At 63.1% G+C, this 20,703-nt stretch carries 18 protein-coding genes; 12 read left to right on the forward strand and 6 right to left on the reverse strand.

Translation table 11 applies throughout. The features are described 5' to 3' along the window. Positions 1 to 62: 62 nt before the first annotated feature. Positions 63 to 1,727, forward strand: coding sequence for an aminotransferase class V-fold PLP-dependent enzyme (locus tag ACTIGF_RS08090; protein WP_439636364.1), 1,665 nt, complete (start codon positions 63 to 65; stop codon positions 1,725 to 1,727). Here ACTIGF_RS08090 and ACTIGF_RS08095 read toward each other — a convergent pair whose 3' ends face one another. Then, positions 1,728 to 2,402, reverse strand: a complete 675-nt coding sequence (locus tag ACTIGF_RS08095; protein ID WP_439636365.1) for a Fe2+-dependent dioxygenase — start codon at positions 2,400 to 2,402, stop codon at positions 1,728 to 1,730. Between the two features lie 69 nt (positions 2,403 to 2,471). On the opposite strand from ACTIGF_RS08095, the gene ACTIGF_RS08100 reads away from it, so the two are divergent. The 3 genes from ACTIGF_RS08100 (at position 2,472) to ACTIGF_RS08110 (ending at position 6,304) form a co-directional block, all read left to right on the forward strand. Beyond that, positions 2,472 to 3,317: a hypothetical protein gene (locus tag ACTIGF_RS08100; RefSeq protein WP_439636366.1), complete on the forward strand. Its 846-nt coding sequence runs from the start codon at positions 2,472 to 2,474 to the stop codon at positions 3,315 to 3,317. 141 nt (positions 3,318 to 3,458) lie between these two features. Beyond that, positions 3,459 to 4,367, forward strand: coding sequence for an alpha/beta fold hydrolase (locus tag ACTIGF_RS08105; protein ID WP_439636367.1), 909 nt, complete (start codon positions 3,459 to 3,461; stop codon positions 4,365 to 4,367). Between the two features lie 26 nt (positions 4,368 to 4,393). Then, positions 4,394 to 6,304 carry an N-acyl-D-amino-acid deacylase family protein gene (locus ACTIGF_RS08110; protein WP_439636368.1) on the forward strand — a complete coding sequence of 637 codons (1,911 nt, stop codon included), beginning with the start codon at positions 4,394 to 4,396 and terminating at the stop codon, positions 6,302 to 6,304. A 248-nt stretch (positions 6,305 to 6,552) separates the two neighbouring features. Here ACTIGF_RS08110 and nth read toward each other — a convergent pair whose 3' ends face one another. Together nth and ACTIGF_RS08120 are read right to left on the reverse strand one after the other, a co-directional pair. After that, positions 6,553 to 7,245, reverse strand: a complete 693-nt coding sequence (nth, locus tag ACTIGF_RS08115) for an endonuclease III (protein WP_439636369.1) — start codon at positions 7,243 to 7,245, stop codon at positions 6,553 to 6,555. 39 nt (positions 7,246 to 7,284) lie between these two features. Next, positions 7,285 to 8,004: a TerC family protein gene (locus ACTIGF_RS08120; RefSeq protein ID WP_439636370.1), complete on the reverse strand. Its 720-nt coding sequence runs from the start codon at positions 8,002 to 8,004 to the stop codon at positions 7,285 to 7,287. Between the two features lie 127 nt (positions 8,005 to 8,131). On the opposite strand from ACTIGF_RS08120, the gene ACTIGF_RS08125 reads away from it, so the two are divergent. From ACTIGF_RS08125 to ACTIGF_RS08145, 5 genes are all read left to right on the forward strand, one after another. Beyond that, on the forward strand, positions 8,132 to 8,569 hold the full coding sequence (locus ACTIGF_RS08125) for an acyl-CoA thioesterase (protein ID WP_439636371.1): 438 nt from the start codon (positions 8,132 to 8,134) through the stop codon (positions 8,567 to 8,569). A gap of 87 nt (positions 8,570 to 8,656) precedes the next feature. Continuing rightward, positions 8,657 to 9,946: an SMP-30/gluconolactonase/LRE family protein gene (locus ACTIGF_RS08130; RefSeq protein ID WP_439636372.1), complete on the forward strand. Its 1,290-nt coding sequence runs from the start codon at positions 8,657 to 8,659 to the stop codon at positions 9,944 to 9,946. Between the two features lie 63 nt (positions 9,947 to 10,009). Continuing rightward, complete coding sequence (locus tag ACTIGF_RS08135) at positions 10,010 to 12,475, forward strand: DNA translocase FtsK 4TM domain-containing protein (RefSeq protein ID WP_439636373.1); 2,466 nt, start codon at positions 10,010 to 10,012, stop codon at positions 12,473 to 12,475. A 101-nt stretch (positions 12,476 to 12,576) separates the two neighbouring features. Next, positions 12,577 to 13,710: a hypothetical protein gene (locus ACTIGF_RS08140; RefSeq protein ID WP_439636374.1), complete on the forward strand. Its 1,134-nt coding sequence runs from the start codon at positions 12,577 to 12,579 to the stop codon at positions 13,708 to 13,710. 432 nt (positions 13,711 to 14,142) lie between these two features. Continuing rightward, complete coding sequence (locus ACTIGF_RS08145; protein WP_439636375.1) at positions 14,143 to 15,315, forward strand: DUF418 domain-containing protein; 1,173 nt, start codon at positions 14,143 to 14,145, stop codon at positions 15,313 to 15,315. Positions 15,316 to 15,424: 109 nt separating this feature from the next. On the opposite strand, the gene ACTIGF_RS08150 is transcribed toward ACTIGF_RS08145, so the two are convergent. After that, positions 15,425 to 16,651, reverse strand: coding sequence for an argininosuccinate synthase (locus ACTIGF_RS08150; RefSeq protein ID WP_439636376.1), 1,227 nt, complete (start codon positions 16,649 to 16,651; stop codon positions 15,425 to 15,427). Between the two features lie 133 nt (positions 16,652 to 16,784). Between ACTIGF_RS08150 and ACTIGF_RS08155 the strand changes: the two genes are divergently transcribed. After that, positions 16,785 to 17,321, forward strand: a complete 537-nt coding sequence (locus tag ACTIGF_RS08155) for a GAF domain-containing protein (protein WP_439636377.1) — start codon at positions 16,785 to 16,787, stop codon at positions 17,319 to 17,321. On the opposite strand, the gene ACTIGF_RS08160 is transcribed toward ACTIGF_RS08155, so the two are convergent. After that, entirely contained in the window at positions 17,300 to 17,986 is a 687-nt protein-coding gene (locus tag ACTIGF_RS08160; protein ID WP_439636378.1) for an SdpI family protein, read from the reverse strand. The genes ACTIGF_RS08155 and ACTIGF_RS08160 overlap by 22 nt on opposite strands. Before the next feature lies 1 nt (position 17,987). After that, positions 17,988 to 18,266: an autorepressor SdpR family transcription factor gene (locus ACTIGF_RS08165; protein WP_439636379.1), complete on the reverse strand. Its 279-nt coding sequence runs from the start codon at positions 18,264 to 18,266 to the stop codon at positions 17,988 to 17,990. A gap of 71 nt (positions 18,267 to 18,337) precedes the next feature. Here ACTIGF_RS08165 and ACTIGF_RS08170 point away from each other — a divergent pair, with 71 nt between their 5' ends. Further along, positions 18,338 to 19,741, forward strand: coding sequence for an alpha/beta hydrolase (locus ACTIGF_RS08170; RefSeq protein WP_439636380.1), 1,404 nt, complete (start codon positions 18,338 to 18,340; stop codon positions 19,739 to 19,741). An 80-nt stretch (positions 19,742 to 19,821) separates the two neighbouring features. Continuing rightward, the gene (locus tag ACTIGF_RS08175) at positions 19,822 to 20,655 is read left to right on the forward strand and encodes an SDR family NAD(P)-dependent oxidoreductase (protein WP_439636381.1); all 834 of its coding nucleotides are present in this window, start codon (positions 19,822 to 19,824) and stop codon (positions 20,653 to 20,655) included. Positions 20,656 to 20,703: the final 48 nt, after the last annotated feature.

Genomic DNA, 20,703 nt, shown 5'->3' on the forward strand with positions numbered 1-20,703 from the left:
AGAATTGAGCGATTATCACTCAGCAAGCGAGTGTTTCATGGGGGCAATGGAAAGGCCCTGTCATGACACATGCTCACACCCCGGACCCGATTGACGCTGCACGCGACGCCCTGATCGGCGGGGACGCCGTCTTGCGCACGCCTTTCGGGCTCAAGCCGCTGGTCTATGCTGACTACGCGGCGTCGGGCCGGGGCGATCAACGCATTGAAGACCAGCTTCACGCGCTGCAGCCGCTTTACGCGAATCCCCACAGTGATGACAGCGCCACCGGGCGTGAGGCGACGGCCTGGCTGCATCGCGCCGAAGCCCTGTTGAAGACCGCGATCAATGCGGGCGAAGACGATGTGGTGGTCGCTTGCGGTTCCGGCGCTACGGGCGCCGTTGAGCGTCTGCAACAGATACTGGGCGTGATCGAAGCGCCCGCGACGAAAGCCGCGCGCGAGGCCCAGCTTGTTGAGATATTGGGGCCGGCTGAGGCTGACAGACTCCAGGCTGCGTTAAGGGCGCGCGCGCCAGTTGTCTTCGTCGGGCCGTACGAGCACCATTCCAACGAGTTGACCTGGCGTGAGGCGCAGGTCGAGATCGTCCGCATCGGTCTTGATGCAGACGGCGGCGTGGATTTCGACCATCTGGCACAGGCCCTGTCAGACCCCGCTTTTGCTGATCGCCGGAAGATCGGCGCGTTTTCAGCCGCCTCCAATGTCACCGGCATGCGCACGGATGTGGCGCGGCTGGCGCGACTGCTGCACGCCCATGACGCGATCTTGTGTCTCGATTGCGCCGCCAGTGCGCCTTATCTGCCGATCGACATGAATCCGATCGAAGGCGCGGACGCGGCGCCGGATGCGATCTATTTCTCGCCGCATAAACTGATTGGCGGGCCGGGCGCTTGCGGAATTCTGGCGTTCAAGGCGGCGCTGTACCGTAGCGACTTGCCGCCCACCTTGCCCGGTGGCGGGACCGTCACCTATGTCACGCCGGACAGTCATGATTTCATCACCGACATCGCCGCGCGAGAGCGGGCCGGCACGCCGGGCGTGATGCAGATGATGCGCGCCGCGCTGTCCCTGTCGGCGCTGGGTGAGCTGGGCTATGCCCGTATCGAGCATCGCGAACAGGACGCCCTGAAACGGGCGTTCGCCGCCTGGAGCGCAGATCCGGCCATCGACATTTTGGGGTCGCGCGATCCAGACCGGCGCATCGGCATTGTCTCGTTCAATATCCGGTCCGGGGACGGCGAGATGCTGCACCCGAGATTTGTGGCCACCTTGCTCAATGATCTGTTTGGCGTGCAGGCCCGCGCCGGTTGTTCCTGCGCCGGCCCTTATGCCCATCATTTGCTTGATCTGGACGAACAGACCACAGGCGAACATCGCAAGGCGGTGCTGTCGGGCTATGCCGGGCTGCGTCCAGGCTGGTGCCGGCTCAGCCTGCACTGGGTGATGGATAAGGCCGAGATCGACTATCTGATCGCGGCGGTGCTGTTCATCGCCGAGCAGGGGGCGAAATTCCTGCCGCTCTATAATTTTAACGCTGCGACCGGAGCCTGGCGCAACCGGAGGCAGGTTGAAGCGATCGGCATGGCGGCGCCGACTGGCGGCAAGGCGATGATGCAGGCTGCGTTAAACGAGGCTCAGGCCTTGGCGCAGACACTCGATCCCGAACCGTGTTGCGGCCGCCTGCCGGAGTGCGTTGAAGCCTTGCGGCGCTTCCGCGTGCCGGCCTGATCAGCGCGAGAGGCGTCGGCTGAGATTGGCGTAAAGCTTCGTCACAGTGAGCATTTCCGGCGAGTGTGGCGTATACTGACGGCTCAAGCTGGCGTGCAGGTTTTCAAGGTCGAACAATAACTCCCTGTCTCCTGCGTCGGGAATGTCGCTCTCGATCCATCCCACACAGACCCGGCGCACGCCCGAGGTGACGGGCGACACCGCATGCAGATAGGTCGAGGGGTAGACGAAAACGTCGCCCGCCTGACCTTTGACCGATTGGGTGGCGCCGGCCTGGTCGATGATCAGCTCGCCGCCTTCATAGCTCTCCGGATCGGACAGGAAGAGGGTGAAGGAGACATCTGTGCGAATGCGCTCATCGCCGCGCCCCATAAAGGGATTGTCCACATGGGCGCCATACTCGCCGCCGTCTGACGTCTCGGTGACCAGGAGTTTTGAAAAGCGCTTGGGACGTGTGGCCGCGTTAAACGTCACGTGTGTGACGAGCGCTTTCTCCAGCAGGGATTTGAGTTTGGCGCCGGCTTTTGAGCTCAAATCCGCCTGACGATTGCGTTTGACCAGCCGGGCGGTCGGGCCGGCGGTCTTGGCGCCATCACTCCAGCGCAGCTGGTCCATCAGGGCGCGGGCCTCCGCCAAACTCTCTGCACTTAAGATGCTACCGATTGTCAGATGCATGTTGACTTCCTGCGAACGATTTGCAGTTTCTACTGTATCCTTCCAATTTCGGGGTGAACAGGGGTTCCCATGAAACAGCAGTTCAAACGCGTCACCGCCATGGGGCTGGGCCTTGTGCTGACCGGCGGCCTCGTTTCCGCATGCGAGCCCGCCGCTGATGGCGGCGCCCAGGCGCCAGCCACCCAGTCCGCGCCGGATGACGCGCACGCCGCCGCTTCCTCTGAGCATTCTGCAACGCCTCCCGGCATGACCGGAGAGGGTGAAGGCGGCGTGGTCGTGGAAGACGCCGCATCCGATCCCGTGGTCTACGGGTCGGCTCTTGCGGTGGCGGAAGCGCATGTGATCGCCGCCCGTGACGCCCACGCCGTGGGTGAGATCGATGCGGCGGGCGAGATGTTCGCGCACCCGGCCAGCGAAGTGTTGTTTGATATGGAAGACACCTTCCAGCAACTGGGCGTCGAACCGTTTGAAGGCCAGTTTCTGGACGCGTCAGCGGCGGTCTTCAACGACGCCAGCCATGACGAAATTGTCGCGCGCACGGACGCCATTATCGCGACCTTGCGTCAGGCGATGACCCAGGCGCCCGATGACGGCGCCTCTCAGGCCCGGATCGCGGCCGGCATCGCCGCAGACCAGATCGACCGTGCGGTGGATATGTATCGGATCGCCCAGGACAACCCGGCCTATGGGCCGTATCTGGACGGCTATGGGTTTTACCATGCCGGCAAGACGGCGTTTGAAGACCATGAAGCGATGATCGACGCAGAGCTGCCTGAAGGCGCCGCACGCATTCGGGACGCCCTGTCCTTGCTGGCTCAGGCTTATCCCAGCGCCGCTCCGCAAGACAGCTATCCGATGAACCGGGCCGAGCTGAACACCGCATCTACGCAGGCTTCCCTCGCTGTCATGCGCTAGCACCGCTCGACAGTGAGAGGGTCAAACAGCCCCGCCGCACTCCTCTGCGGCGGGGTTTTCATTGAACCTGGCGCCTCCGCGCTCCATGCTCTTCCCAGACAAGCCGCCGGAAACAGAGCGGTTCGCATAAGGGGAGAGATCATGCAGGCACAGGCGAGTTTGCAAGCCTGGCGCGCCGCGGGCGCGTTTTTCAAGTATCGCGGTCACGACATCTTTTATCGCACCGGCGGCGACTGGTCTGACGATTCCAAGCCGGTTCTGGTCCTGATCCATGGCTTTCCCACCGCCAGCTGGGACTGGGTGCGGCTCTGGGATGATCTGTGTAGGGATTGCAGGGTCGCAGCTCTGGACATGATCGGTTTCGGCTATTCCGACAAGCCGGTCCGCTATGACTATTCGATCATGGATCAGGCGGATCTGCATGACGCCTTCTTTGCGCATCTCGAGATCAGGGCGTGCCATCTCTTCGTCCATGATTATGGCGATACGGTCGCGCAGGAATTGCTGGCGCGCTATCTGGAGCAAGGGGATGCGGCGGCGGTGACGCTTCAGTCGATCTGTTTTCTCAATGGCGGCCTGTTCCCTGAACAGCATCGCGCCACACTGACGCAGAAACTGCTCCATTCGCCGCTCGGCCCGTTTCTCGCGCGCTTGATGACTCGGGACAAATTCGCCAAAGGGCTCGGCGAAGTGTTCGGCCCCGATACCCAGCCGGACCCTGACGAGATGGACGCCTTCTGGGCCCTGGCTCAGGAAAAGGGCGGCATGCCGCGCATCGGACACAAGCTTCTAGGATATATCACCGAGCGGCGCCGCTACCGGGAGCGATGGGTGGGGGCGCTCGTCCATTCGACGCTGCCGATGACAGTGATCGACGGGGGTCTCGATCCGGTGTCGGGCGCACACATGGTCGAGCGATACCGCGAGCTTGTTCCGAATGCGGATACTCTCGTTTTGCCCCATGTGGGTCACTATCCGCATTGGGAAGACCCCAAGGCTGTGCTTGACGGATTTATGAATTTCCAGTCCGCTATGCCCAAGGCTCGATAACAGGGCCCTTCAATTGGGAGGACGCCATGATCCATCAATGGGACAGGGTGATTGTCGGCGGGCTTGTGTTTGATGGAACCGGAGCGCCTCCGGCCGTTGAAGATATCGCCATCAAGGACGGTCGTATTGCGGCGCGCGGGCCTGATCTGGATCGGACACAGGCCGAAACTGTCATCGAGGCTCATGGCGAATGGGTGATGCCGGGCTTGCTCGACATCCATACCCATCTCGATCTGGAAGTGGAGTTTGACCCGGCCCTGCGCGAAGTGGTGCGTCATGGCACGACCACAGTTCTGATGTCCAATTGCTCGCTGGGGCTCGCTTACGGCAATCAGCGCCGCAATGGCGAAGACCCGCTGGTGGATTGTTTCGCGCGGGTCGAGAACATGCCCAAGCCGGTCCTGCGCAAGGTCGCCGAGCGCGCCAGCTGGACCAGTTCCGCAGGGTATTTCTCCCATTTGGATGACCTGCCGCTGGGCTGTAACGTCATCCCGCTTATCCCGCACTCCATGCTGCGCGCCCAGGTGATGGGGCTGAACGGGTCGGTCAGCCGCACCGCCGGCGAAGCGGATCTGCGCGAGATGGAAAGCTTGCTCGAACAGGCGATGACTGAAGGCTATGCGGGCTTCTCCACTGACTCCCTTCCTTTCCATTTTTTGTCGGAAGATCCGAACCGCCGCGTAAAGATCCCGTCCCAGTTTGGTCAGTATAAAGAACTCAAGCGTCTGACAGCGATCCTGCGCCGCAATGACCGGATCTGGCAGGCCACCCCGCCCAAGGACAAGCCGCTGGCGGTGTTCCGTAATTTCCTTCTGACCTCAGGGCGTTTGCATGGACGGCCGCTGAAGGTGACGGCGGTGGCGGCGCTGGACGTGGCGGCGAACCGGTCGTTGAAGAAACTGGCGATGATCCTCAGCCATCTGTTCAACTCCCCGCTCTTGAACGGGCATTTTCGGTTTCAGGCTTTGGCCGCGCCGTTCAAGGTGTTCTGGGACGGGCCCATCAATCCTCTGGCCGAAGAAGTGCCGGCCCTGCGCGAGCTGAACGAGCTGGATCTCGAAGATGTGGACGGGCGCAAGGCCTTGTTGAAAGACAAGGCGTTCCAGGCGCGCTTCTCGAAGATGTGGATGACCGGTAAGACCGGGTTCGGGCCTGCCCGTCTCAAGCGCATGATGAAGATGGAGAGCCTGGCGTTCGACCGCGATTTCGAGCAGATGATCTTTCACTCTGGGGGTCCGGAAATCTGGACAGGCGAGAGCTTCCAGCAGGTCTTTGATCGCTATCGGGCCTGGCGCGTGGATCCGGCTTTCGCCCGCACCCATGATGAGCAAAGCGTGTTTGAGCGCCTGCCTGAAACCGCTGTGACCGAAGCCGGCTTCGTACTGGCCTTGTTTGAAGAATTTGATCTGGGGCTGCGCTGGTGGACGGTGTCCGCCAATCGCGATCCCGAGACGATCCGGGAGCTGATCAACCATCCCCTGACCTTGCCGGGCTTCAACGATTCCGGCGCCCATATCACCAATATGGCCTTCTATGACGGCAATCTGCGGGCGCTCAAGCTGGCGCAGGACGAAGGCCTGGAGCGCGTGGCGAGCCAGATCCGGCGCCTGACGCGGGAGCCGGCGGATTTTCTGGGCGTCAAGGCCGGCCGCATCGAAATCGGCGATTGCGCCGATCTGACCGTCGTCAATCCCGAGGCGTTGGCGCGTTATGATTCCGAAGCGGGCAGCACCTTCATCTGGCGCGAGGATTATGGTCATGAGCAGATGGTCAATCGCTCTGACGGGGTGGTGAGCACTGTGCTGGTGGCGGGTGAGCCGGTTTACGCGCAGGGTGATTTCACCCCTGCGGCGGGCCGAACGCCCCTGGGCCGCGCATTGCGTCATGAAAGCTGGAGCGGCGGACGCGCCAAACCGGAGGCTCTGGCGGCGGAGTAGGGAGTCTTTTTCCTGTTCTCCCTCGCTCCGCTCGGTTGAGTCTTTTCTAGTTCTTCCTCGCTTCGCTGCGGGCGGCCTTTGGCCTTGCGAGCCCTTAGGGCTCGTGGGCGCGAGCATGAACAAGTTCCCTCCCCGAACCGGAGGTTCGCAAGCGCGACTGGGCGCCCGCAGCGAAGCGAGGACCGACCGAGCGGAGGCGAGGGAGGACAAAAAATCATCCGTAATTGGAAAAGCCTGTCGGCTTCCAATTACGGCGCGGGCGTCTTGTCCTTGAACTTGCAGAGGTCGGCGATGGGGCAGCGCCAGCACTCAGGCTTGCGCGCCTTGCACACATAGCGCCCGTGCAGGATCAGCCAGTGATGGGCGCCTTTGAGGTATTGCGGCGGGGTTATGCGTTCCAGACGCTCCTCCACCTCATCAGGCGTCTTGCCCGGCGCCAGCCGTGTCCGGTTGCTGACCCGAAAGATGTGAGTATCCACCGCGATGGTGTGCTGGCCGAAGGCTTCATTGAGCACCACATTCGCCGTTTTGCGCCCGACGCCGGGCAGACGGATCAATTCGTCACGGGTTTGCGGCACCTCGCCGCCAAACTCTTCCAGGATCATTTTGGACAGGGCGATGACGTTCTTGGCCTTGTTGCGGAACAGACCGATCGTCTTGATGTGCTCGCGTACGCCCTCTTCGCCCAAAGCCAGCATCTTTTCGGGCGTGTCTGCGACCCTGAACAGTTTCTCGGTGGCCTTGTTCACGCCGACATCGGTGGCCTGGGCGGACAGCGCCACAGCGACCACCAGAGTGAACGGGTTTGAGTAATTGAGCTCGGTCTCCGGCTCCGGGCGATCCTCGGCCAGGCGCGCGAATATTTCCTCGGCCTGCTCCCGGTTCAGTCCGGGCGGGCGGCGTTTGACGGGCTTTTTACGGGGCTTTGGCGCTTGGGTCATGGTCTGGCGATAGCCCCCAACCCGCTTGGGCGCAAGCCCTCAGCCTTGAGGTTTGCGATTGCGCCGGGCGAGGATGTTGAGCACTTCCACCAGCAGTGAGAAGGCGATGGCGAAATAGATATAGCCGCGCGGAATATGGAAGCCGAGCCCGTCCGCGACCAGCGCCACGCCCACCAGCAGCAAGAAGGACAGCGCCAGCATTTTGGTGGTGGGGTGGCGGGCGATGAAGGCTGCGACGCTGTCGGCGGCGAGGATCATCACCCCGATCGCGAGCATCACCGCGGCGATCATGATGGGCAGGCGGTCGGTCAGGCCCACCGCCGTGATGACGCTGTCGAGTGAGAAGACAATGTCGATCAGCGCGATTTGCACGATCACCATGGGCAAGAGACCGGATGCCCCGCCGCCATGGCTTTCATTATCGCCTTCCACATCATGGTGAATTTCCAACGTGGACTTCGCCAGCAGAAAGCCGCCGCCGCCCAGCATCAGGATGTCGCGCCAGCTGAACCCGTGATCAAAGAGTTCGAAGACCGGTTGGGACAGGCGCGCAATCCAGACCAGTCCCGCCAGCATGGCGATGCGAAAGCCCAGGGCGAGTAAAAGGCCCAGCCGCCGCGCCAGGGCGCGCTGGTGCTCGGGCAGGCGCTCGGCCATGACCGCGACGAAAATGATGTTGTCCACGCCCAGCACGATTTCGAGAAAGGCGAGCGTGGCGAAGGAGGCCCAGACTGCGGGGTCGGTCAGAAACTCGATCATGCCGGCACTCTACGCCTCGAAGCCCGATGGGTAAAAGGCCCTTCCACTTTTAAGGGCGCGCGCCTTTTCAAGACCGGTCGCTCACGGCATAACGCACTGCAGCACACTCAGTTCCCGGAAAATCATCATGAAGCCTGACGCGTATCGCCTTACCCTAGAGACTTATCCATTGGTGGTGTCCGTTCCCAGCCGGTTTCAGGATCTCGACCCTTTGGGGCATATCAATAATGTGGCGATCGGCGCGTTTTATGAAGAAGCGCGCGGCGCGCTGAACCGAAAGGCGTTCTCGCTGGATCTGCGCAAGGCCAACAAGATGCGCATGGTGATCGCGGACGTTCACATCGCCTATCTGGCCGAGGCGTTCCACCCTGGCGACCTGGTGGTCGGATCCGGCATTCTGCGCATTGGCGGGTCCAGTTACACGATCGGTCAGGGCCTGTTTCAAAACGGCCAATGCGTGGGCGCCTGCGAATCCGTGCTGGTGAACACCGACGGGAAAAAGCCCGCGCCAATCCCCGAAGAGGGCCGCAAGGCGCTTGAGGCCTTGATGATCGAGCCCGCATAGCGCCGGATCGGTCTTTGGGACGTTTTTGCACGCTCTTGCCGCTTTGCCGCCTTGCTGACGCCCTTCCCGATTAGGCACACTGTTTTCATGAAAGCGCTAACCTCTTGTCTCGCCGCATGCGCCCTGCTTCTGGGCGTCTCGGCCTCCGCTCTGGCTCAATCGCGATCTGCGCTCGATCTGTCACGCTTGCTGCGTGAAGAGATGCGGGCGGCAGCTCAGATCGAGGATTTCGAAACGGCGCATCGCATGAATGCGGCGGCGCTGGAGCTGCAGCCCGGCCATCCGGGATTGCTGAACAATGCGGTGCTGCTGGGGGCCATGGCCGGGCAGACGGAGCATCAGTTCGAGGCGCTAGAGACCCTCGCTCGCGCTGGTCTCGGTTATGACCTGGAGGCGGCGGTTCGTAATCTGGCGCAGCTTGAGGCCGCTGACCCTGAGCGATTGAACGCCATACGCGAGGCGCTCGCTGAGAACGCTGCGCCTGTCGGTCAGGCGGTGGCTGTGGCCACGCCGCCCTTGCGCAATGCGCTGATTGAAGCGCTGGCGGTCGATAACGAGACCGAGCGCCTGTATCTGGGCGGGGTCGCTGAACGCCGCATCTATCGCGTCGAACCGTTTGCGCCCGATGAGTTTGAAGTCTTCGCGGGCGAGGATGAGCCCATCGGCTCGATCTTCGGGCTCGTCGCGGACCGACGGCACGGCCGGCTCTATGCGGTTGAGGGCGTGGTGGATCAGACCCCGCTCGCTCCGGGCGAACAGCCTGGCACGGCCTTGCTTGTGCTGGACCTTGAAACCGGGGAGCTGATTGCGCGCCATACGATCGAGGGCGCCGCGCGCATGGGCGATCTGACCGTGCGCGACGGCGTGGTGTTCGTGTCTGATGCTGACGCCGGGCGGATTTATCGGCTGAACGGCCCTCGCGCCGAACTGGAGCTTTATGCCGAGGATGAGCGCTTTGCATCTTTGCAAGGTCTGGCTCAGGCGCGCGGCGCTTTGTGGGTCATCGATTACGCTGTGGGGGTGTGGCGGATTGATCCGGTCAGCCGGGTCGCGCATCTGCAACCCAGCCCGGACGGCGCCAGCCTGATCGGGATGGACGGTCTGGTGGCGGATCGGCTGGGGCGGTTGTTCGTGGTGCGCAATGGCGCAGCGCCTGCGGGCGTCTTTGAACTGGTGTTTGATGACGCAAACCAGCTTGTCGGGCTTGAGCCGGTTTTGACGGGTGATGCGCGTCTGGGCGAGCCGACGACGGCGCGGATCGCGGATGATCGTCTGTTTGTGAATGCGGATGCGCCCTGGGACCAGTTTCCCGCCGACGGCGCGGCGCCGGACGGGCCGCGGCGTTCGCCGGTGATCCTGGCGCTTCCGATCCCGTAAATACTGTTGTCGGTTAACGGGGATTAACCCGTCGGGAAGACTCTTTGAGGCAGTCTGGAGGCCATGACCATGGCGGCCGATCCTTCTTTGGAGTCTGAAACCCCGGTGCGACGCAGACCGGGGCTGATCGCGCGTGTCCGCACCGCATTGATCGGCGCGGTGATGACCGCTCTGGGCGCGTTCGTGATCGTGTCCATGCTGAGCCATAACCCCCTTGATCCCAGCTTTAACGCGGCGACGGGCCAGGCCGCTACAAACTGGATGGGCGGGCCGGGCGCCGTGGCGTCTGATCTTGTCTTGCAGGTGTCGGGCTGGGCGGGCGCTGCGGCGGCGCTGGCGTTGATGGGCTGGGGTTTGATCTTGCTGGTTCGGGGCCCGCGCGGCCGCACAAAGACCGTTTCGGCGTTTCGGATCATTTCGGGTTTTCTCGGCGTCTGCGGGTTCGCCATGGCGGTTTCGGCTTTGCCCATGCCCGCGAACTGGCCGTTCGCGACCGGTCTGGGCGGGCTGGTCGGCGACGGGTTGCTGGGCTTGATCCAGGCGCTGACCCAAGAGATCAATGCGCCGGGCGGACGGGTGATCGCGGGCGGTCTGGGTTTGACGCTGGCGGTGTTTGGCGTGTTTTTCTGCTTTGGCCTGACCGTTCGTGATCTGACCGCCGCGCGCGACGCCGCCGAGCTGGTCTGGGCGACGGTCCGGGTCTGGATCGATCAGGTTCTGGGCGCCATTCCGCGCGCCTGGGGCCGCGGCGAGATCGAGGTGCAGACCCCGGCTTCGCCAGATGGCCGCGCGGAAACCGCGCCGGCGTTTTTAAAGCGTGCGCGCAAGTCAGACACAGCTGCGCCGCGCATCAATCGCGCGCCCGTGTCTGACGACGATGATGACGGGTATGATGATGCTCACATGCCCAGCACCGGCGCACCGGCGCGTCCCAGCCCTGTGAAGGTGGCGCGCAAGAAAAGCGTGCGCGAATCTGATCGTGAGGCCCGCGAGGCCCAGGGCGCCTTGCCCTTCAACGGCGATTCGTCCGGGTTTGAGCTGCCGCGCCTGGACTTGTTGTCGCCGGCGCCGCCGCGCGCCGACACCGTGGATGCGGACGCCCTGGCCCAGAACGCCGAGCTTCTGACCGGCGTGCTGGCGGATTTCGGCGTAAAGGGTGAAGTGGTGCAAGTGCGCCCCGGCCCGGTAGTGACGCTGTACGAATTGGAGCCGGCGCCGGGCGTGAAGACCAGCCGCGTGATCAACCTGGCCGATGATATCGCCCGCTCCATGGCGGCGGTGGCCTGCCGGGTCTCGGTCGTGCCGGGCCGCAACGCCATCGGGATTGAGCTGCCCAACCAGCATCGCGAGACGGTGTTCCTGCGCGCTTTGCTGGCGTCCAAACATTTTGAGGCCGCCAAGGCCGAGCTGCCCATGGCGCTGGGTGAGACGATCGGCGGCGAACCCTTCACCGCCGATCTCGCCAAAATGCCCCACCTTCTGATCGCGGGCACCACCGGGTCGGGTAAATCGGTGGGTGTGAACGCGATGATCCTGTCGCTTCTGTACCGGCTGCCGCCTGAAGAGTGCAGGATGATCATGATCGATCCGAAAATGCTGGAATTGTCGGTCTATGACGGCATTCCGCATCTTCTGAGCCCGGTGGTGATCGATCCCAAGAAGGCCGTCGCAGCGCTGAAATGGACCGTGCGCGAGATGGAGTCGCGCTATCTGAAGATGTCCAAGGTCGGCGTGCGCAACATGAAGGGCTTCAACGAGAAGGCCCGTCAGGCGCGTGAAGAGAATGACGTGCTCAGCCGCACGGTTCAGACGGGCTTTGACAAGGAAAGCGGCGAGCCCGTCTATGAGACCGAGATCATCGAGCCTGATCCCATGCCCTATATCGTCGTGGTGATCGACGAAATGGCCGACCTGATGATGGTCGCCGGCAAGGATATCGAGGGCGCGATCCAGCGTCTGGCGCAGATGGCGCGGGCGGCGGGCATCCATCTGATCATGGCGACCCAGCGGCCTTCCGTGGACGTGATCACCGGCACCATCAAGGCGAACTTCCCCACCCGGATCAGCTATCAGGTCACCTCCAAGATCGACTCGCGCACCATTCTGGGCGAGCAGGGCGCCGAGCAGCTTCTGGGCATGGGCGATCTTCTGTACATGGCGGGCGGGGGCCGCATCCGGCGCTTGCATGGCCCGTTCGTGTCCGATCGCGAAGTCGAGGATGTGGCCAATTTCCTCAAATCCCAGGGCACGCCGGAATATCTCGACGCGGTCACCGAGGACCTGGATGAAGAGGGCGGCGAGGGCGCGCTTGATCTTGTGGGCGGCGGCTCGGGCGATGACCTGTTTGATCAGGCTGTCGCCGTGGTCGCGCGCGATCGCAAGGCGTCCACCAGCTATATCCAGCGCCGTCTTCAGATCGGCTATAACCGCGCCGCGACCTTGATCGAACGCATGGAGGACGAGGGCATGATCGGTCCCGCCGACCATGCCGGCAAGCGCGAGATCTTCCTGCCTGAACACCGGGACTGACGGGCTTATCGCGCCATTAACCCTGCCGCCCGGATTTGCTGGCGCCAGGGCCGGTTTTCCGCCCATGCTCACATGTTGAGTGGGGTAGGAGACCGGCTCTCATGTTCAGCCGCCGTCCATATGATCTGAAGAACCTGATGCGTGGCGGCTCAACGCCGCGCGTGCTCGACCTGTGTGGTCTGCACAAGCGTTTCCCGGATCTCGCACAGACCCCCAATCCGTTGTTCCGCCATCGCGGTCTCAACCGGTGCTTCCTGATCAAGCACAATCTGCGCCGTAATGAGCGCTCCCTGGTGCGCTCGGGCCGCAATATCGTGACCAAGCTGGTTCTGCCCATCGACCCCAAGGATCCGGGCGCGGGCGCGTTCTGGACCTTTATCGAAGCGCCCAATCTGGAAGCCTGGCTTGAAGAGGCGCTGGGGCGGGACCGCAATCTCTACGAAGAAGAGTTTTCCGAGGATGTTCGCACGCTGTCGCGGCTGAAATCCGCGCCGGCGTTTGATCCCTTCCTGCTGGAAGCCCTGTTCCCAGAGCGCGAGCTGGACCCGCGCTATTTCACCATGGCCAAGGCCGACGAGGCCGAGTTCAAGATGTTCGCCGCCCGGCACATGGCCGACATCTCCGCCAAGGCCCTGGGCGAGACCACCACGCGCAAACGCCCCGAACGCCTCGCCGCCGTTCTGTTCAACGCCAAGAGCCACGCCCAGCGTGAGGATTTGCGCAACGCCCTGCGCATGGACCCCGAAGACTTCACCGTCGGCGTCTTCGGGTGGAAGGGGCTGCTCTATTATCTGTGGCGCATGAACATCATCACCGACGAGCTGGCGGGCTTCCTGCGCGATCTGGCGCGCCTGGAAAAGGAAGACGGCTCCGCGCCCTTCCGTCCGCTGGCGGCGCCCATCAGCCGTATTCGCCGCTCGATCCGCCTGCGCTGGGAAGACCTCAAGGCCGGGCGGGAGAATTATTACCGCGTGGTCTCGGCCTTCCTTGATGACGGCGACCCCATCGCCATGCGGATGCTGCTGCTCAAAGCGCCGAACCTGTTCAGCCGGATCGGCGATGACGTCGCGGCGCTGACCCATCTGACGACCTATTGGAATTACTGGCGCCGTCAGCGCGGCGAGGGGATTATCCGCCACGAAATGGCGACCACCCTCCTGCCCGATCTCGCCGGCGACATCGCCCGCGATCTCGACGACGACATGCCGCTCTATCATTCGCGCGGCGTGGCTTAGGGCTCTTTCAAAGCGTCGACCTGCGTTGGAACACTGCGACGCGGGTGCGCGCCCCTCTCCCATCCTTGAGGGGAGAGGGGAATATCCCGCTTATCCGCCCCCTGTTCATCCTGCTCTATGCTGACGTTCTCTTCGCTTGTGAGAGGGCGGATCGCGACCGTCGGGAGGGGCGAGGAGAGGCGGCGCAAGCTGTCGGCGACGCCTTGCGTGTGACAGGCGAGGCCAGCCGAAGGGACGGCCGGATCGGCGCTTTCGCAAGTTCACCCCAGACTATCCAGCCGGACCGGCTTTCCCGCGTTCGCCCCTCGGCCCCTTGGGCGCGAGGCGTATGGGCGTGTCTGTCTCTCTCTGTTCCGCTTAGCCTGGACTTGCCGTGGCCCGCCGCTTGCAGACACCTTGATGAAACGTGAATGCGTTTATGGAGGTGTGCCAATGCGAGATCGAATTCGGGTTCTGGACGCGCTGCGCGGCTTTGCCGTGCTGGGTTTGTTGATCGCGCATTTCCCCTCCACGGGCGGGACGAATTTCGCGTTTTCCGATCCGCGTCTTCTGGGCTGGACGCCCTGGGAGATGGGGCTTTGGGGGACGCAAGCGGTCTTCATCGACGCGGTGATGCGCGGCGTGTTCGCCAGCCTGTTCGGCGCCTCCATGGCGATCATCCTGTCAGGCTCCGGCGACATGCTGACCCGCCGGGCGGGTTTTCTGGTGCGCTGTATCGGCCTGTTGGTGCTGGGCGTCGTGCATATGAGCCTTCTGGCCTGGTCCTCTGATATTCTGGCGATCTACGCGGTTGCGGGCATGGGCGTTCTGATCCTGTCCTGGCTGCCGCCGCGCTATCTGTTCGCCTTCGCGGCTGTGGGCTGGGCGGTGGTCGTGGCCTATGCCGGCTATCGCGACATCGCCACCGAAACCCCGACCTATGCCGAAATGATGGCGGTTCAGGCCGCCCATGCCGAGGGCTATTGGCCTCATGTCCAGGCCTCAGTTGAGACCTGGATCATGATGATGACCAACGCCTCGGTGCTGGGCCGGATTGCGGAAGCAGGCGGCTATATGCTGCTGGGTCTGGGGCTGATGCGCTCGGGCGCGCTCAATCTGTCTTCGCAAACGCTGGTGCGCGTCGTCTCGATCTCAGGCGCCGTGGGCGTGGCGCTGGCTGCAGGCACGGCGATCCATGCGGCGCTCTCCGGTTTCATCTTTGACGCCAGCCTTCACCCGGTGATGCGCTTTTCCAAACCCTTCATCGTCATCGCCATGCTGGCCGGTTTCGTGCTGGCCATGCGGTCCGAGCTGTTCGCTCATATCAGCAAAGTGATCTTCGAGCCGGTCGGCAAGATGGCGCTGACCGCCTATATGGGCAGCTCTTTGATGATGCTGTGGCTGTTCACCGGGTTCGGGCTGGAGCTTTACGGCCGGTTTGACCGCGTCGCCCTGTGGGGTCTGATGATCCCGGCGGGCGGCTTCATCATCGTGACGTGCAATCTGTGGCTCTCCCGGTTCCAGCAAGGACCGATGGAGAAAGCGCTGCGCATGTTTGTGGATCACGGCACGGCGCTGATCGCGCCGGTGCTGCGGCCCCGCGCCAAGACCCTGCCGGCGGAGTAGATGCCTGGCGGAGCGTTGAGGGGCGCTCCACCGCATCGTTGTTCAGCCCGCTGGCGCGTGCGTCCCCGGTTTCTGGGAGCCGGGGACGCATCGATTCTGGCCAGACGTGTTAGTCGTTGTCGCCCAAGCGGTGCTTGCGCTGAGCCAGAAGCTTCAGACGCAAAGCGTTCAGGCGGATAAAGCCTTCCGCGTCCTTCTGGTCGTACACATCATCTTCTTCAAAGGTGACGTGCTCGAGCGAGTAGAGCGAGCTCGGCGACGACCGGCCCACCACCAGCACATTGCCCTTATAGAGCTTGAGGCGAACCTCGCCCGTCACATGGCGCTGGGAATGGTCGATGGCGGCCTGCAGCATTTCGCGCTCGGGGCTGAACCAGAAGCCATTGTAAACAAGCTTGGCGTATTTCGGCATCAGCTCGTCTTTGAGATGCATGGCGCCGCCGTCGAGCGTCAGCTGTTCGATGCCGCGATGCGCGGTCATCAGGATCGTGCCGCCGGGCGTCTCATAGATGCCGCGCGATTTCATGCCGACAAACCGGTTTTCGACGAGATCCAGACGGCCGATCCCGTGCTTGGCGCCCAAATCATTGAGTTTGGTCAGGATGGTCGCCGGGCTCATCGCCTGACCATTGATGCTGACTGCATCGCCGCGCTCAAAACCGATGGTGACGTATTCAGGCTGATCGGGCGCATCTTCCGGATGGCAGGTGCGCAGGCAGACCTCGTTGAACGCCTCTTCGGCGGGGTCTTCGAGCATTTTGCCTTCAGACGAGGTGTGCCAGAGGTTCGCGTCGACGGAGAACGGCGCTTCGCCGCGCTTGTCGGACGGCACCTCGATGCCGTTCTCTTCGGCGTAGGCGATGAGCTTGGTGCGCGAATTGAGATCCCATTCGCGCCAGGGCGCGATGACTTTCAGGCTGGGGTCGAGCGCGGCCACGCCCAGCTCGAAGCGGACCTGGTCATTGCCCTTGCCGGTGGCGCCGTGGGCGACGGCGTCGGCGCCGGTTTCGTGGGCGATCTCGACCAGGCGCTTGGAGATCAGCGGCCGGGCGATGGAGGTGCCCAAGAGATACTGGCCTTCATAGACCGCGTTGGCGCGCACCATGGGATAGACATAGTCGCGCACGAACTCTTCGCGCAGATCATCGATGAAGATGTCCTTGATGCCGGCCTTCTCGGCTTTTCGGCGCGCCGGCTCCAGCTCTTCGCCCTGGCCCAGATCGGCGGTGAAGGTCACCACCTCGGCCTGATAGGCGTCCTGCAGCCATTTGAGAATGACTGAGGTGTCCAGCCCGCCTGAATAGGCGAGCACGATTTTCTTGATGTTCTGGCTCATGGCGCGTCCCGGAGTACGAGGTTTCAAACGGGCGGCAATCTAGACCCTGCGGCGGTGCAGCGAAAGCGTCAGTCGCTTAACTGACTCACAAGGCTGAACATGCATGCTGGTATAACAACACAGGAGTTCAAACGTGACTGAGGCGCCTAAGGAGCCATGTTGCTCGATCATCACCGAGCCGTCCCGCCTGAATGCGCTGGAGGCCCTGATCAGCAAGGGGATTGAGAACCGTGAGGATCTCGATGATCTGGCGCGCCTCACTGCGTTCGCCTTCAAGGCGCCGATTTGCGTGATTTCGCTTGTTAGCGACACGGCGGTCCACTTTGTCGGCAAGTTCGGTCTGGATGCGTGTGAGGTGGCGCTGAACGAGTCTCTGTGTACGCAAGTCGTATGCGAAAATGCGCCCGTCGAACTCTTGAACCTGTCCACCCACCCGGAGCTCAGCGAGCATCCGGCCGCCGTCAATCCGCCCTTTGTCCGCGCCTATTGCGGTCAGCCTCTGGTGTCGCCGGACGGGCAGACCATTGGAGCCATGGCGATTGTGGACACTGCGCCGTTTTTCCGTTTTTCAGACGAAGACCGCGAGGCGCTCAGCGCGGCGACGCAAGTCGCGCGGCGTCTGATGTTTGGTGATCGGCTGGACGAGGCTCATTCCGAAGCCGCGGAGTAGACATCCCGGTCCGGGTCCGTTCTCCAGACCCAGTAAGACAGCACCAGGCTGACGCCGACCATGGTGATGACCGTGACCCCCAGCACCGTGAAGGCGATCTGTGTGGGCGCGAACAGAAAGCAAAGCGCCGACAGGGCGCCGCCCAGGGTCATCAGCCGGCCGCCCCAACGATGGGTCACGTCCCAGGATTTGTCCGACGACAATGTCCAGGGCGTGCGGATGCCGATCAGCCAGTTGGGCCGGGTCTTGGACAGGACATTGCCGATGACCGCCAGGAGCACTGTGCTGGCGAACCCGACAAGGACGCCTGGATTATCCAGCGTTTGCAGATGGTCGAGCGCGGTCAGCGTGATCAGCGCTTGCGCCGCCGCCAACACCCATAACACGCCCGCCCAGACCGTCAGGACAGCAGGCGCGGAGCGCCGCAGATTGTCGCCGCGCGGATCGATCAGCGGCATCAGGGCGAACAGACCGCACAGCGCCAGTGCGACGCCAGGCAGCAAGACAAAGCCTTCCAGCCTGCCGCCCATGCGGTCTGGTGTTCCGTCCATCCCGAAATGCACGGGGACTTGCGTTGCCTCGCCTATGCCGACCCAACCCCAGACCGATAGCGCCAGGATGAGGGCGAGCGGCGGCAGCGCGTACAGAAAACCTTTGCGGATCATTTCAGGACTCCTTTTTGGCGTCTGGCGATTGCAACAAACCCATCATCAGGCCCAGCAGTTCTTCAGCGACGCTGGCGTTCAACCGATAGCGAATGGTGTTGCCGACTTTTTCCGCCTGAATCAGACCCGCCTCTTTCAGGGTTGCGAAATGACGCGACATTGTGGGCTTGGCCACCTCGAATTGCGCCGCCAGTTCGCCGGCTGTCATCGGGCCGTCGCGCAGCAAGCGCAACACCTCTCGTCGGACGGGATGGGCCAGGGCGGAGAAGACATCGCTCATGTGTTTTATTTAGCCTAGACGCTAATTAGCGTCAATGCTAAGTTTGGGGCCTCAAATCATGGAGGCCCCTGATGATCCGCACGTCGATCGCCCTGTTGCCTGTTTTATTGCTGGTGGCTGCCTGTGATGCCCAGCCTGTTCAATCGCCGCCCCAAACGCAGCCAGACAGCGAAATGGCGGCGGATGCAACGCCAGCCGATCCGGGCTTCGCCGGAGATTGGGCCGGGGTTCTTGACGCTGGCGCAGAGCAATTGCGCCTGGAGCTGGAGATTGACCTGTCCGGCGCTGAGCCTTCGGTCATCCTGATCTCTGTGGATCAGGGCGGCGCCCGCTTGCCCATGTCTGTCGTCCGGTTTGACGGCGTGCAGCTGCATATCTCAACGCCGGGAATGGCCTTGCAGTATGACGGCGTGCTCGAAGACGGCGTCATCACAGGCACATTCAATCAAGGTGGTTTGAGCGCGCCCCTGGTGTTTGAGCCCCTTCAAGCCGATGGCTCAACGCTTGACGCTGGTCGCGCCGAAACGCCGGGGCCCGGTCGGGAGCTCGTCGTTCCGCTTCAGGATGGGCGGCTCGCCGGTACGCTGACCGCGCCGGACGCGCCCCGCGCGGGCCTGGTGCTGATCAGCGGCTCCGGCCCGCAGGACCGTGACGGCAACATCGCCGGACATCCTCTCTACGCGGCCATCGCCGATGCGCTCAGTGAAGCGGGCGTGGCCAGCTTGCGTCTGGATGATCGCGGCGTAGGCGGGTCTCAGGCGCCTGCCCCGGAGGCGCCGTCCGAGCTGGCGACGGACGCCGCGACGGCGCTGGACGTTTTGCAAGCAGAAACGGAGCTGTCCTGCGTCGGCTATCTGGGTCATTCCGAAGGCGGTTTTCTGGGGCTGCTGGCGGCGCAGAGGTCCGATGCCGATTTCATCATCACGCTCGCCGGTCAGCATCAGGACATGGAGACGCTGCTTTATGACCAGTCAGAAGCGCTGATCCGGGCGTCCGGGCAGGATGAGGCGGCTGTCGAGGCGAACCGTCAGCTGCAGACTCTGGTGTTTGAGGCGATTGCGAACGCCGGACCGGGTGAGGCGCCCGGCGCCATCCAGTCGGCGCTGACAGAGGCAGGAATGCCAGAGAGTTTCGCCCGGCAGCAGGGCGCGATCTGGGGGCAGCCCTATGCGGTCGCCATGTTTGACGCAGATCCCGGCGCTGCGGCCGCCGCGTATGACGGCCCGATCCTGGCGCTGTTCGCCGAGCGTGATCTGCAGGTGCTGCCTGACGCGGCGCAGGCCGCGTTGATCGAGGCGCGCGGCGACCATCCTACCCGCACCGTCATCGTGCCCGGCGTGGATCATATTTTTGAGGACAGCGAGACCGGCTCGCCAGCAGAGTATGGCGCAGCGGGTCATGCGCTGTCGCCTGCGGCGCGCGCGATCCTTATCGAGGAAACCCGGACCCTGATTGATCAGGCGTGTACAGACTGAGCCTCGCGCTTGGTTCTGGACAGAGCAGGGCGGAACGGTCACCCTCCTGATCTGAAAATTATCTGCGGATTGGAGATTTCATGGCCCGTCGTCTCGCTCTTGTGACAGGTGCGTCTTCCGGTATTGGCGCAGCGTTTGCGCGTGAATTTGCGCGTCGGGGCTGGGATCTGGCGCTGGTGGCGCGTCGCGAAGACCGGCTGAAGGATATGGCCGAGGAGCTCAAAGCCCAGTTCGGCGTGGACAGCCTGGTGATCGCAGCCGACCTGTCCAAGCCTGACGCGCCGGAGGCGATCGTCAAGGCGGTCACCGATGCAGGCCGTCAGATCGACGCCCTGGTCAACAATGCCGGCGTGGGACGTCCGGGGGCGTTTGTCGAGCTGAGCTGGGAGGATCAGGCCCAGTTCATGGAGCTGATGGTCACCAGCTATCTCAAGCTGATGCATCTGGTCGCCAAGCCCATGGCTGAACGCGGGTTTGGGCGCATCATCAACATCGCTTCGGTGTCCGCGCTGCTGCCCGCCGCCAACGCCCATACCCGCTATTCAGGCACGCTCTATCCGGGCGCGAAAAGCCTTCTGATCAAGGTGTCCGAAGCGCTGGGGCTCGAGCTCAAGGACCGCAATGTTCACGTCACAGCCGTGGCGCCGGGCTATACCTGGTCGGAATTTCACGATGTGAACGGCGCGCGCGGCACCGTTTCCAACCTGCCGTCTTTCTGGATGCTGACCGCCGAGGACGTGGCCGTGTCCGGCTATGACGCGGTGGAGCGCGGCGTGCCGCTGCGCGTGCCGGGCGCCTGGTATAAATTCCTCGTCGCGGTGTCGCGTGTTCTGCCTGACCCTGTGGGGCAGGCGATCATGCGCATGCAGGAAAAGCGCATGGTCGCGAAGGCCAAGGCCAACGCCGCATCCTGACGCTTGATCATGCTGGCGCAGCGGTTTAGGTCGCTGCGACCATCTTTG

Source organism: Oceanicaulis sp. (genome assembly GCF_051859625.1).
GTDB lineage: Bacteria > Pseudomonadota > Alphaproteobacteria > Caulobacterales > Maricaulaceae > Oceanicaulis.

Bases quoted from the DNA above. Each gene is read 5' to 3' on its own strand.
- ACTIGF_RS08090 (WP_439636364.1), top strand. From the start codon at position 63: ATGACACATGCTCACACCCCGGACCCGATTGACGCTGCACGCGACGCC.
- ACTIGF_RS08095 (WP_439636365.1), bottom strand. From the start codon at position 2,402: ATGCATCTGACAATCGGTAGCATCTTAAGTGCAGAGAGTTTGGCGGAG.
- ACTIGF_RS08100 (WP_439636366.1), top strand. From the start codon at position 2,472: ATGAAACAGCAGTTCAAACGCGTCACCGCCATGGGGCTGGGCCTTGTG.
- ACTIGF_RS08105 (WP_439636367.1), top strand. From the start codon at position 3,459: ATGCAGGCACAGGCGAGTTTGCAAGCCTGGCGCGCCGCGGGCGCGTTT.
- ACTIGF_RS08110 (WP_439636368.1), top strand. From the start codon at position 4,394: ATGATCCATCAATGGGACAGGGTGATTGTCGGCGGGCTTGTGTTTGAT.
- nth (WP_439636369.1), bottom strand. From the start codon at position 7,245: ATGACCCAAGCGCCAAAGCCCCGTAAAAAGCCCGTCAAACGCCGCCCG.
- ACTIGF_RS08120 (WP_439636370.1), bottom strand. From the start codon at position 8,004: ATGATCGAGTTTCTGACCGACCCCGCAGTCTGGGCCTCCTTCGCCACG.
- ACTIGF_RS08125 (WP_439636371.1), top strand. From the start codon at position 8,132: ATGAAGCCTGACGCGTATCGCCTTACCCTAGAGACTTATCCATTGGTG.
- ACTIGF_RS08130 (WP_439636372.1), top strand. From the start codon at position 8,657: ATGAAAGCGCTAACCTCTTGTCTCGCCGCATGCGCCCTGCTTCTGGGC.
- ACTIGF_RS08135 (WP_439636373.1), top strand. From the start codon at position 10,010: ATGACCATGGCGGCCGATCCTTCTTTGGAGTCTGAAACCCCGGTGCGA.
- ACTIGF_RS08140 (WP_439636374.1), top strand. From the start codon at position 12,577: ATGTTCAGCCGCCGTCCATATGATCTGAAGAACCTGATGCGTGGCGGC.
- ACTIGF_RS08145 (WP_439636375.1), top strand. From the start codon at position 14,143: ATGCGAGATCGAATTCGGGTTCTGGACGCGCTGCGCGGCTTTGCCGTG.
- ACTIGF_RS08150 (WP_439636376.1), bottom strand. From the start codon at position 16,651: ATGAGCCAGAACATCAAGAAAATCGTGCTCGCCTATTCAGGCGGGCTG.
- ACTIGF_RS08160 (WP_439636378.1), bottom strand. From the start codon at position 17,986: ATGATCCGCAAAGGTTTTCTGTACGCGCTGCCGCCGCTCGCCCTCATC.
- ACTIGF_RS08165 (WP_439636379.1), bottom strand. From the start codon at position 18,266: ATGAGCGATGTCTTCTCCGCCCTGGCCCATCCCGTCCGACGAGAGGTG.
- ACTIGF_RS08170 (WP_439636380.1), top strand. From the start codon at position 18,338: ATGATCCGCACGTCGATCGCCCTGTTGCCTGTTTTATTGCTGGTGGCT.
- ACTIGF_RS08175 (WP_439636381.1), top strand. From the start codon at position 19,822: ATGGCCCGTCGTCTCGCTCTTGTGACAGGTGCGTCTTCCGGTATTGGC.